The 12,324-nt window shown below is 51.1% G+C and carries 11 protein-coding genes; 9 read left to right on the plus strand and 2 right to left on the minus strand.

Annotation, left to right across the window (positions count from 1 at the left end):
- Positions 1 to 789: NAD(P)H-hydrate dehydratase (locus O3661_RS08745; protein WP_371493097.1), on the plus strand; the 789-nt coding region annotated here is incomplete at its 5' end.
- A gap of 150 nt (positions 790 to 939) precedes the next feature.
- The gene (locus O3661_RS08750; protein WP_371493098.1) at positions 940 to 1,887 is read left to right on the plus strand and encodes a bile acid:sodium symporter family protein; all 948 of its coding nucleotides are present in this window, start codon (positions 940 to 942) and stop codon (positions 1,885 to 1,887) included.
- A gap of 97 nt (positions 1,888 to 1,984) precedes the next feature.
- Here O3661_RS08750 and O3661_RS08755 read toward each other — a convergent pair whose 3' ends face one another.
- On the minus strand, positions 1,985 to 2,548 hold the full coding sequence (locus O3661_RS08755; RefSeq protein WP_049332526.1) for a YceI family protein: 564 nt from the start codon (positions 2,546 to 2,548) through the stop codon (positions 1,985 to 1,987).
- A 279-nt stretch (positions 2,549 to 2,827) separates the two neighbouring features.
- Here O3661_RS08755 and ilvD point away from each other — a divergent pair, with 279 nt between their 5' ends.
- The 6 genes from ilvD to ubiE all read left to right on the plus strand — a co-directional run bounded on the left by ilvD (position 2,828) and on the right by ubiE (position 8,141).
- A complete protein-coding gene (gene ilvD / locus O3661_RS08760) occupies positions 2,828 to 4,687 on the plus strand; it encodes a dihydroxy-acid dehydratase (protein ID WP_371493100.1) in 1,860 nt (619 codons plus the stop codon).
- A gap of 69 nt (positions 4,688 to 4,756) precedes the next feature.
- Entirely contained in the window at positions 4,757 to 4,888 is a 132-nt protein-coding gene (locus tag O3661_RS08765) for a hypothetical protein (RefSeq protein WP_256388404.1), read from the plus strand.
- 68 nt (positions 4,889 to 4,956) lie between these two features.
- Positions 4,957 to 6,246: a CAP domain-containing protein gene (locus O3661_RS08770; protein ID WP_371493101.1), complete on the plus strand. Its 1,290-nt coding sequence runs from the start codon at positions 4,957 to 4,959 to the stop codon at positions 6,244 to 6,246.
- Between the two features lie 76 nt (positions 6,247 to 6,322).
- Positions 6,323 to 6,556 carry a cytochrome b6 gene (locus tag O3661_RS08775; RefSeq protein ID WP_371493102.1) on the plus strand — a complete coding sequence of 78 codons (234 nt, stop codon included), beginning with the start codon at positions 6,323 to 6,325 and terminating at the stop codon, positions 6,554 to 6,556.
- 1 nt (position 6,557) lies between these two features.
- Positions 6,558 to 6,989: a gamma-butyrobetaine hydroxylase-like domain-containing protein gene (locus tag O3661_RS08780; RefSeq protein WP_049344227.1), complete on the plus strand. Its 432-nt coding sequence runs from the start codon at positions 6,558 to 6,560 to the stop codon at positions 6,987 to 6,989.
- Between the two features lie 414 nt (positions 6,990 to 7,403).
- Positions 7,404 to 8,141, plus strand: coding sequence for a bifunctional demethylmenaquinone methyltransferase/2-methoxy-6-polyprenyl-1,4-benzoquinol methylase UbiE (ubiE, locus tag O3661_RS08785; protein ID WP_004519946.1), 738 nt, complete (start codon positions 7,404 to 7,406; stop codon positions 8,139 to 8,141).
- Between the two features lie 166 nt (positions 8,142 to 8,307).
- Here the strand turns inward: ubiE and O3661_RS08790 are convergent, their stop codons facing one another.
- Positions 8,308 to 9,438 (minus strand): polyamine ABC transporter substrate-binding protein, encoded by a 1,131-nt coding sequence (locus O3661_RS08790; RefSeq protein WP_003685623.1) that lies wholly within the window; start codon positions 9,436 to 9,438, stop codon positions 8,308 to 8,310.
- 250 nt (positions 9,439 to 9,688) lie between these two features.
- On the opposite strand from O3661_RS08790, the gene alaS reads away from it, so the two are divergent.
- Positions 9,689 to 12,310, plus strand: coding sequence for an alanine--tRNA ligase (gene alaS, locus O3661_RS08795; RefSeq protein ID WP_371493103.1), 2,622 nt, complete (start codon positions 9,689 to 9,691; stop codon positions 12,308 to 12,310).
- The last annotated feature ends 14 nt before the right edge of the window (positions 12,311 to 12,324 follow it).

A 12,324-nucleotide genomic window follows, 5' to 3' on the forward strand; every position in this document is an offset into this window, starting at 1 on the left:
CACAAAGGCACATACGGCACGCTTGCCATTATCGGCGGCGCAACGGGAATGAGCGGCGCAGTGGTTTTGGCAACCACAGCCGCCATGTATCAAGGATGCGGCAAGGTTTGGGCAGGCTTCAACCAAACCACACTGCCTTTTGCCATCATTCCCGAACGCCCTGAAATTATGCTCGCCACTGCGGCCCAACTGATGAAGCGCAACGATATCAGCGCTCGCGTAATCGGCTGCGGCTTTGGTTTGGACGGATTATCAGAGCAGCTGCTGCCACAAATCCTGTCTACACACCATGACCAGCCTTTATTGCTCGATGCAGATGCCTTAACACTGCTTGCCCGTTCTTCCGAATTGGCCGAACGCCTCAAATCGTACAAACATATCGTCCTGACACCTCATCCGGCAGAAGCTGCACGCCTGCTCGGTACCGATACCCAATCAGTTCAAGCAGACAGACAAAAAGCCGTAACAGAAATCAGCCAAAAATATGGAGCGACTGTCGTATTGAAAGGCCATCATACATTAGTTGCCGCAACTGACGGCATGACCTATACCAACACCAGCGGCAATGCCGGTTTGGCCACCGCCGGCAGCGGCGATGTCTTGAGCGGCATTATCGGCAGCCTGCTGGCACAAGGCATTCCGACATTCCAAGCCGCCTGCGCCGGCGTATGGCTGCATGGTGCGGCGGCCGATGTCATCAAACACAGCAGCCAAATCGAAACCGGCATGCTCGCCGGAGAAATCGCACCTGCCGCCCGATGGCTGCGCAATATTTTATCAAAAGAATAATGCCGTCTATATCATAAATACAAATTGCAGGCCGTCTGAAAATCAATCTCTATTTTCAGACGGCCTGGTTTATTTTTAAGTCATTTTGCAAATTAAGGTTAAGGCGTGTATCCTTGGTTTCCCTTAAAAACAACTTCACAACATATTATCATGAGTATCCTCAATAAAATTAGCAACTTTATTGGAAAAACATTTTCCCTTTGGGCGGCGCTCTTTGCCGGCATCGCTTTTTTCGCACCCGATACCTTCAAATGGGTCGGTCCTTACATTCCTTGGCTTCTGGGCATTATCATGTTCGGCATGGGCTTGACCCTTAAACCTTCCGACTTCGATATTTTGTTTAAACGCCCCAAAGCCGTCATCATCGGCGTGATTGCACAATTCGCCATCATGCCGGCAACCGCCTATCTGCTGGCCAAGCTGTTGAACCTGCCTGCCGAAATCGCAGTCGGTGTGATTTTGGTCGGCTGCTGCCCGGGCGGTACGGCTTCCAATGTAATGACTTATCTGGCGCGCGGCAATGTGGCTTTGTCGGTTGCCGTTACATCGGTTTCTACTCTGATTTCCCCATTGCTGACCCCCGCCATCTTCCTGATGCTTGCCGGTGAAATGCTGGAAATCCAAGCGGGCAGTATGTTGATGTCCATCGTCAAAATGGTTTTGTTCCCCATCGTTTTGGGCTTGATTGTCCATAAAGTCTTGGGCAACAAAACTGAAAAATTGACCGACGCGCTGCCGCTGGTTTCCGTTGCTGCCATCGTGCTGATTATCGGCGCGGTTGTCGGTGCCAGCAAAGGCAAGATTATTGAAAGCGGCCTGCTGATTTTCGCGGTTGTCGTACTCCACAACGGTATCGGCTATCTGCTCGGCTTCTTTGCCGCCAAATGGACCGGCCTGCCTTATGATGCACAAAAAACGCTGGCCATCGAAGTCGGTATGCAAAACTCAGGCTTAGGCGCCGCGCTTGCCGCCGCACACTTTGCCGCCGCGCCGGTCGTTGCCGTTCCCAGCGCATTGTTCAGCGTGTGGCACAATATCTCCGGCTCGCTTCTGGCAACTTATTGGGCAGCCAAAGCCGATAAAAATAACGAATCCTAAACGTCTTTAATCATCAGGCCGTCTGAACAGGGATAAACGAAATCAACGATTTCTGCCTTACCTGTTTAGACGGCCTTTATTTTGAAATCAAGCAGGATTATTGTTTGGCTGCTTCGATTTGGATATTGATGTTTACTTTTTTGCTCATACCGGCACTCACTAAATAATCCAAGCCCCATTTGGTACGGTCGATGGTGGTGCTGAAGTCGCCGCCGCATACTTCTGCTTTTAACATCGGGCTTTGGTAGCAGTTGAATTTGTCGGCTTTGAGTTTTACCGGCGCAGTTTTGCCGTTCATGGTCAGGTTGCCGTCAACAGACAGCAATTTTTTGCCGTTGAAATTGAATTTGGTGGATACAAAACGGATTTCAGGGTATTTGTCTGCATTGAAAATATCGGCAGATTTCAAATGTTGAGTAAAGCGATCTGAACCGGTTTGCAGTTTGGACAAAGGCAATACGATATCGATTGAGCCTTGGCGTTTGGCACGATCAAATTCCAAATTGCCGGTCAAACCATAAATACCGCCGACGTTGGTGCTGGTGTTGAAATGGTCGATGGCAAAGCGGGCATTGGCATGAAATTCGTCCACTTTATAAACAGCGGCAGACGCAGCAGAAGCCAACATGGCCGAACACAATGCAAACATGATTTTTTTCATCGTCTTATCCTTAGAAATGTGAGAAGTTCCCTATCATATCACTTTTTAATGTCAACATCTTTTGCAAACTGAGAAAGACAACGTTTCATCTTAAGAAAACTTCAGGCCGTCTGAAAGAATGAGCAGCAAATTCAGGTGAAGCAAATACAGTTTAGTTTTATTACAAAATAGCGTGCTTCATCGCTCGTAATTGGTATAAAATACCGAGTTATTTCTACAACGGGCCGCCAATTAACCAGCCTATTTCAGACGGCCTCAGCATAAAATAAAGGAACAAAAATGCCTGAATACCGCTCCAAAACCTCTACCCACGGCCGCAATATGGCAGGCGCGCGCGCATTGTGGCGTGCGACCGGCGTCATGGAAACCGACTTCGGCAAACCGATTATCGCCATTGCCAACTCCTTCACCCAATTCGTCCCAGGCCATGTGCACCTGCACAATATGGGCCAACTGGTTGCCCGTGAAATCGAAAAAGCCGGCGGCATTGCCAAAGAATTCAACACCATCGCCATTGACGACGGTATCGCCATGGGCCACAGCGGTATGCTCTACTCCCTGCCCAGCCGCGACCTGATTGCCGACTCCATCGAATACATGGTCAATGCCCACTGCGCCGACGCGCTGGTGTGCATTTCCAACTGTGACAAAATCACCCCGGGCATGCTGATTGCCGCCATGCGCCTGAACATTCCGACCATCTTCGTTTCCGGCGGCCCGATGGAAGCCGGTAAAGTTATCGGTGTGGCCAATATTCAACCCGAACGCCGTTTGGATTTAATTGACGCCATGATCGAATCGGCAGACGACAATATCAGCGACAAACAAGTCGAAGAAGTCGAGCAAAACGCCTGCCCGACTTGCGGCTCTTGCTCCGGCATGTTTACCGCCAACTCCATGAACTGCCTGACCGAAGCACTCGGCCTTTCCCTGCCGGGTAACGGTTCATACTTGGCGACCCACGCAGGCCGTAAAGAATTGTTCCTCGAAGCCGGCCGCATGATTGTCGAAATCACCAAACGCTACTACGAGCAAGACGACGAAACCGTTTTGCCACGAAACATTGCCACCAAAAAAGCATTTGAAAACGCCATGACCATGGACATCGCCATGGGCGGCTCTACCAATACCATTTTGCACCTATTGGCCGTTGCCAACGAAGCCGGTGTCGATTTCAAAATGGCAGACATCGACCGCCTGAGCCGCGTTGTGCCTTGCATCTGCAAAACCGCGCCAAACAACCACGACTACTACATGGAAGACGTGCATCGCGCAGGCGGCATCTTCGCCATCCTGAAAGAATTGGACAAAGCCGGCAAACTGCACACCGACGTGTACACCATCCACGCGCCGACACTGAAAGACGCGATTGAAAAATGGGACGTGACCAACCCTGAAAACACCCATGCTATCGAGCGTTTCAAAGCGGCTCCCGGCGGCGTGCGCACTACTCAGGCGTTCTCGCAAAACCGTATGTGGAAAACCCTCGACCTCGACCGCGAAAAAGGCTGTATCCGCGATGTTGAGCATGCCTACTCGCAAGACGGCGGCTTGGCAGTATTGTTCGGCAATATCGCCGAGCGCGGTTGCGTAGTGAAAACCGCAGGCGTGGACGAGAGCATCCTCAAATTTACCGGCCGCGCCCGCGTATTTGAAAGCCAAGAAGACGCAGTCGAAGGTATTTTGGGCAACCAAATCGTAGCTGGCGACATCGTCATCATCCGCTACGAAGGCCCTAAAGGCGGCCCGGGCATGCAAGAAATGCTATACCCGACTTCCTACCTGAAATCCAAAGGTTTGGGCAAAGCCTGTGCCCTCCTGACCGACGGCCGCTTCTCCGGCGGTACTTCCGGCCTGTCCATCGGCCACGCTTCGCCTGAAGCGGCAGAAGGCGGTGCCATCGGTTTGGTACACGAAGGCGACACCATCGAAATCGATATTCCAAACCGCAGCATCCACCTTGTCATTTCCGATGAAGAGCTTGCCGCACGCCGTGCCGAAATGGAAGCGCGCGGCAGCAAAGCGTGGAAACCGGAAAACCGCGACCGCTACGTCTCCGCAGCCCTGCGTGCCTACGGCGCGATGGCGACTTCCGCCGACAAAGGCGCAGTACGCGACGTATCGCAAATCGAACGTTAATTAACCTGACTTTAAGGCCGTCTGAACGCTTTCAAGTGTTTCAGACGGCCTTCATTCAAACGGACACATATGGACAAATTCATTTTAGCGATGATCGGCATGGCTATTGCCCTGCTGATTATTATTGGCGGCGGATTTATCGCTGTCGAATATTTCAAATCCCATCCTGAAGCATTTCAAGTCAAGCCGCTATCAAAATAATCATTTAACGGCATGAGTTTCAAGGGGAAAGAGCCGTAGCTCAAGGCCGTCTGAACGCAGTACATATAATGAAACACTTTCTTTACTGGTTGGGTGGCTTTGCTGTCGCCCTCGGCATATTCCAATACTACGAAACCCATCGCTATTCCGAAGACCAGCTCATCTACGCCCAACCGCCGCAAAATCGTACTGCCGTTGCCGATTTTGATGCCTTGGCGTATTTAAACTTCCTCCGCGACTCAGCCAATCTGCCCGCACTGGCGCACTCAGACACACTCGAACGCGCCGCGCGCAATCATGCCCGCTATCTGCTGCAAAACCCTGACGACGGACATGACGAACACAATACGCGCAATCTCTTTTATACAGGCCCACGCCCATCAGACCGCACACGCAAAGCCGGTTATGCCTATAAAGGCGTGCATGAAAACGTCAGTACCGGCCAGCATCCGCCAAACGAAAAAATCAACGACCATCTGCCTGCCCAACATCAGCTGGACAACCTGATGACGGCGATTTACCACCGCCTCTCCTTACTCGATCAAAATATCGACGAGGCCGGTGCGGCGTTTGAATCACAAGGCAAACAAATCGCGTTGAGCATCAATCAAGGCGACAGCAGATTCAACAGCCTCTGCCAAAAAAACCGCCCCCTATCCGACCTCAGCCGCTCGTTTTATCAAGATGCCTGTCATGGTCATGCCATTGTTTATGCGGATGAAATCTCCAACCGCAAAACCCGACCTTACATCACCTATCCGCAAGGCAACTTCGCTTCGCCGGTTTTCCATGGCGAACGTCCCGACCCTATGCCGCATTATGAAATGACCGGCAATCCGGTCAGCATCGCGTTCTCCGAACAATCGCCCCCGGTCAAAATGCGTTCGTTCAAACTGTATCAGGACACAAAAGAAATCAGAGACGTCAAAATCTTAGATAAAGATAATGACCCAAACCGCCTCCTGACCGAACGCCAATTTGCGCTGTTTCCTTTACAGCCATTGGAATACGACACCGACTACCATGCCGTGTTCGAATACCGTCAAAACGGAAAAGACCGAACGGTCGAATGGACATTCAGCACGCAAAAACCCGATTATCCTTACTTCATTGTCAAAGGCGGCGAAACGCTGGCCGTCGAATCCGGACAAAAATATTTTATCCATTGGCAGGATTTTTGGTGCTTGAAGCAATGCGAACGCTACCACTACCGCATGAACCGCGACACCCAACTCGACATTATCGAGCGGCAGGCCGGCGGCATCATTATCCGTGTTAATGGAAGCAAAGGCAGCAGCATCCGCTTAATGCCCGAAGGCGAAGACAGGCGCGCCATTACACTTTATTTATGGAAATAAAGCCGTTTTCAGACGGCATGAAGCACCAAAAAGCTGATAAAATACCGCCTCACCACCCTACGGCAAGCTATCCAATATGACCAAACATCCGCAAACAGCAGCCAATACCCGCTATGCCTTTGCCAGCATTGCTGCCATGTTGGCCGCATTTTTACTGTTCGTTGCCGTAATGTTGCTGCCTTTGGGGTTGACGGCGGGCACGCAAGTAAGCCTGATACGGCTTTCACTCTACACAATCGTGCTGTTTGCCGTACTTGGCGGTATTTTTTCTGTACGCGTTGCCTATTTGCGTAAAAAGAACGGAGCATGACATGACCCAAGCCGATAAAATCCCACAAGAAATCCGCCTCCAGCAAGAGCGGCGCGTACTGACTTTGGTCTATGTTGACGGTGCCAAGAGCCTTCCTGCCGAATACCTGCGCGTGTACTCGCCCAGCGCGGAAGTGCGCGGACACGGTGCCGGTCAAGATGTATTGCAAACAGGCAAAGCCGAAGTCAGCATTACCGATTTAGACCCCGTCGGCCAATACGCATTGAAAATTACTTTTTCAGACGGCCACGACAGCGGCCTTTACGATTGGGACTATCTCTACCGACTAGCTCACAATCAAGACGCGCTTTGGCAAGACTATCTCGACCGCCTCGAAAAAGCCGGCGCGTCCAGAACGCCAAGTGCAGAAGATTTAAAACCCAAACGCACACATTCCTGCGGTAGCGGAGGTTGCGGCGGAAAGGCCGTCTGAAAAAAGGCGAAGCCGACATTGGACGATGGCAGGATCATTGACAGCAAAGCATTCCTCTCCCCGCCCAAAAAAGGACGGGTAGTAGCCATCTTCGGCGATAGCAAAGCCTGTCCTCAGGCAGTGCGCGCCGCACAAAACGCAGACGTTTTGGCGCATGAAGCAACCTTTACGGTAGGCGATGAAGAGACAGCGGAACGAGTATTCCATTCGACCGTATCCGATGCCGCCAAGCTGGCTTTGCAAGCCAATGTGAAACAACTTTACCTAACCCACATCAGCGCACGTTATACCGAAGAAAAAACAACGCCTGATGCTGGAGCGGCAAGCACAAACTATATTTCCCGCGTCGAAAGTGGTTGGCGATTTCGACGTATTCGATATCTGAATCCGTATTATTTTAAGAAGGCAGACACTATGAGCGACCACAAAACCCATTTCGGCTTCTCTACCGTTGACGAAGACGAAAAAGCAGGCAAAGTTGCCGAAGTCTTCCACTCCGTGGCAAAAAACTACGACATTATGAATGACGTAATGTCCGGCGGTCTGCACCGTGTTTGGAAACATTTCACCATCAATACCGCCCGCCTGAAAAAAGGCGACAAAGTATTGGATATCGCCGGCGGTACAGGCGATTTATCCCGAGGCTGGGCGAAACGTGTGGGTAAAGAAGGCGAAGTTTGGCTGACAGACATCAACTCCTCCATGCTGACGGTCGGCCGTGACCGCTTGCTCAATGAAGGCATGATTCTGCCTGTATCGTTGGCAGACGCTGAAAAATTGCCATTCCCCGACAACTATTTCAATCTGGTTTCCGTCGCATTCGGCCTGCGCAACATGACGCACAAAGATGCCGCGCTGAAAGAAATGTACCGCGTATTGAAACCGGGCGGTACTCTGCTGGTGTTGGAATTCTCCAAAGTGTACAAACCTTTGGAAGGCGTGTACGACCTCTACTCTTTCAAACTGTTGCCGATTATGGGCAAACTGATTGCCAAAGATGCCGACAGCTACCAATACCTCGCCGAGTCCATCCGTATGCACCCCGACCAAGAAACCTTGAAGCAAATGATGCTGGATGCAGGCTTCGACAGCGTGGATTACCACAACATGAGCGCAGGCATCGTTGCCCTGCATAAAGGCGTGAAATTCTAAGGCCGTCTGAAGCAAACACAAAGGACGTGATTGATAGACACGCCCTTTGTTTTTAAACCTTACCCAAGCCAATCTGACACAAACCAAAGGCCGTCTGAACAGCCGTAAAACGAAATCAAGGATTTCGGTTACACTATTCAGACGGCCTTAATACGTTTAAATCAGCTTATGTCCCTGCTTTCACGCTTTGCCATTGACGGACCATAAATTTCAACGCCGCCGGCTGGATAGGCACCATGATAAAGCTGTTTTTCAAATCCTCGTCAGTCGGGAAAATAGTATTGTCGTTTCTAAACTCTTCATCCATCAGCTCTTGAGCCGGTTTGCTGGACGGCGCATAAGTAACAAAATTGCCGTTTTTAGCCGCAACTTCAGGATCTAAGAAATCATTGATATACGCATGGGCATTGGCCACATGTTTGGCATCTTTCGGAATCACAAACGAATCCACCCAAATCCCCACGCCTTCTTTCGGCATCATTACACGGATTTTTTCCTTGCCGCCTGCTTCTTCGGCACGACGTTTGGCAATGTTCAAATCGCCGCCAAAACCAATCGTTACGCAAGTATCGCCGCGCGCCAAATCATCGATAAAACCGGACGAAGTAAAACGCTTGATATATGGACGGTTTTTCTTCAAGACTTCCGTAGCCGCCTTAATATCCGCCGTTTCACTGCTGTTTGGATTTTTACCCATATAGTTCAATACCATAGGATAAATTTCCGCCGCGCTATCCAAATAGCTGATGCCGCATTGCTTGAGTTTGGACGTGTATTCAGGGTTAAACACCAAATCCCATTGATTGTCCGGCAGCTGATCCGTGCCCAAAGCCTTTTTCACACGCTCGGTGTTGATAGCGAAAGTATTGGTACCCCAATAAAACGGAACGGCATATTCATGCCCTGGATCGACACCTTCCATCAGTTTCATCAACTGAGGATTCAAATTTTTATAGTTGGGAATCAATGATTTGTCGATTTTCTGATACGCACCTGCCTTAATCTGCCTACCGACAAACGCATTGGAAGGACCTACGATGTCGTAACCCGACTTGCCGGTCAATACCTTGCTCTCCAGCGTTTCATCGCTGTCATATACATCGTAAGTTACTGCGATACCGTGTTTTTTCTCAAACGCGGCAACCGTCTCGGGATCGACATATTCCGACCAGTTGTAAATGCTCAATACCTTTTGATTATCGGTTTGAGCCGCCTTGTCGGCAGAAGTTTTGTCCGAGCCGCCGCAGCCGGCCAGTGCCAGCGCAGTCAGTACGATGAGGGGCAGATGTTTGGTCATTATCATTCCTTGCGTATCCGGTTGAAAATAGAGAGGCATTATAAAGCAGGCAAGCCCGAGCGGATAGGCTTCATTGTTAAAAGATATCGCCCCGCTTGAGGCCGTCTGAAAGACGGATTGCAGCCAACTTAAAACCTTTCTGCCGATAGCTTGAAATATGGTTTTGCGGTAAGATAACGCCCATTCGTTTTTAATCGCAACGCGCCGTCCGGGCCGTCTGAAATCCTTGTAAAAAATTTATCGAGACATTATGAAAACCACCGAACTACGCCAAAAATTCCTGAAATTTTTCGAATCTAAAGGCCACACCATCGTCCGCTCCTCCTCGCTCGTGCCACACGACGACCCGACCCTGCTGTTTACCAACGCAGGCATGAACCAATTTAAAGACGTATTCCTCGGCTTTGACAAACGCCCATACAACCGCGCCACTACCGCGCAAAAATGCGTACGCGCAGGCGGCAAACACAACGACTTGGAAAACGTCGGCTATACTGCCCGCCACCATACCTTCTTCGAAATGATGGGCAACTTTTCCTTCGGCGACTACTTCAAGCGCGATGCGATCCACTTCGCTTGGGAATTCCTGACTTCCCCTGAATGGTTGAACATCCCTAAAGACAAACTCTTGGCGACCGTTTACGCAGAAGACGACGAAGCCTACAACATCTGGTTGAACGAAATCGGCATGCCTGCCGAGCGTATCGTCCGCATCGGCGACAACAAAGGCGCAAAATATGCATCCGATAATTTCTGGCAAATGGGCGACACCGGCCCTTGCGGCCCTTGCTCCGAAATTTTCTACGACCACGGCGAAGAAATCTGGGGCGGCATTCCCGGCAGCCCTGAAGAAGACGGCGACCGCTGGATCGAAATTTGGAACTGCGTATTCATGCAGTTCAACCGCGACGAACAAGGCAATATGAATCCGCTGCCTAAGCCTTCCGTCGATACCGGCATGGGCTTGGAGCGCATGGCCGCCGTCATGCAGCATGTTCACAGCAACTACGAAATCGACTTGTTCCAAGACCTGCTCAAAGCCGTTGCCCGCGAAACCGGCTCAGCTTTCAGCATGGAAGAACCAAGCCTGAAAGTCATCGCCGACCACATCCGCTCCTGCTCATTCCTGATCTCAGACGGCGTATTGCCTTCCAACGAAGGCCGCGGCTACGTATTGCGCCGCATTATCCGCCGCGCCGTACGCCACGGTTACAAACTGGGTCAAAGCAAACCATTCTTCCACAAACTGGTGGCCGATTTGGTCAAAGAGATGGGCGATGCCTACCCTGAATTGAAAGAAAAACAAGTTCAAATCGAAGAAGCATTGAAAAACGAAGAAAGCCGTTTTGCCCAAACTCTGGAAACCGGTATGGCTTTGTTGGAAAACGCGTTGGCTAAAGGCAGCAAAAAACTCGACGGCGAAATCATCTTCAAACTCTACGATACTTACGGCTTCCCATACGACTTGACTGCCGACATCTGCCGCGAGCGCAATATCGAACTGGACGAAGAAGGCTTCGAGCGCGAAATGGAAGCCCAACGCGCACGCGCACGCGCCGCACAAAGCTTCAAAGCCAACGCCCAACTGCCTTACGAAGGTCAGGACACCGAGTTTAAAGGTTATAGCGAACGCCAAACCGAATCTAAAGTTCTCGCCCTCTACAAAGACGGCGAGCAAGTCAACGAATTGAACGAAGGCGACGAGGGTGCCATCGTAATCGACTTTACCCCGTTCTACGCAGAATCCGGCGGTCAAGTCGGCGACGTCGGCTATATCTTCGCAGGCGAAAACCGCTTTGAAGTACACGATACCCAAAAAATCAAAGCGGCCGTATTCGGTCAATTCGGCGTACAAACTTCAGGCCGTCTGAAAGTCGGCGACAGCGTTACCGCCAAAGTGGATGACGAAATCCGCAATGCCAATATGCGCAACCACAGCGCAACCCACTTGATGCACAAAGCCCTGCGCGATGTATTGGGCGAACACGTTGAACAAAAAGGCTCTTTGGTTACCGCCGAATCCACCCGTTTCGACATTTCCCATCCTCAAGCGGTAACTGCCGAAGAAATCGCCGAAGTAGAACGCCGAGTCAACGAAGCCATCTTGGCCAACGTTGCCGTCAACGCAGCCATTATGAGCATGGAAGATGCCCAAAAAACCGGCGCCATGATGCTCTTCGGCGAAAAATACGGCGACGAAGTACGCGTACTGCAAATGGGCGGTTTCTCTACCGAATTGTGCGGCGGCACACACGTTTCACGCACCGGCGACATCGGCCTCTTCAAAATCATCAGCGAAGGCGGTATTGCCGCAGGCGTACGCCGGATTGAAGCCATCACCGGCCTGAACGCACTCAAATGGGCGCAAGAGCAAGAACGCTTGGTTAAAGACATTATTGCCGAAACCAAAGCCCAAACCGAAAAAGACGTACTAGCGAAAATCCAAGCAGGCGCAGTACACGCCAAAGCATTGGAAAAAGAATTGGCACGCGCCAAAGCCGAACTCGCCGTCCACGCAGGCGCCAAACTCTTGGACGATGCAAAAGACTTGGGTTCAGCCAAACTCGTTGCCGCACAAATTGAAGCCGATGCCGCAGCCCTACGCGAAATCGTAACCGACTTGACCGGCAAATCAGAACAAGCCATCGTATTACTTGCCGCTGTCAACGAAGGCAAAGTCTCCCTGTGCGCCGGCGTATCCAAACCGTTGACTGGCAAAGTCAAAGCAGGCGATCTGGTTAAATTTGCAGCCGAACAAGTCGGCGGCAAAGGCGGCGGCCGTCCTGACTTGGCACAAGCCGGCGGTACAGATGCCGACAAATTGCCTGAAATGCTGGTAAGCGTGGAAGGCTGGGTTAAAGAGAAGCTGTAATGTAGGAAAGTTCA

It is taken from the genome of Neisseria sp. 20925_1_37 (assembly GCF_041433255.1).
Lineage (GTDB): Bacteria > Pseudomonadota > Gammaproteobacteria > Burkholderiales > Neisseriaceae > Neisseria > Neisseria flavescens_D.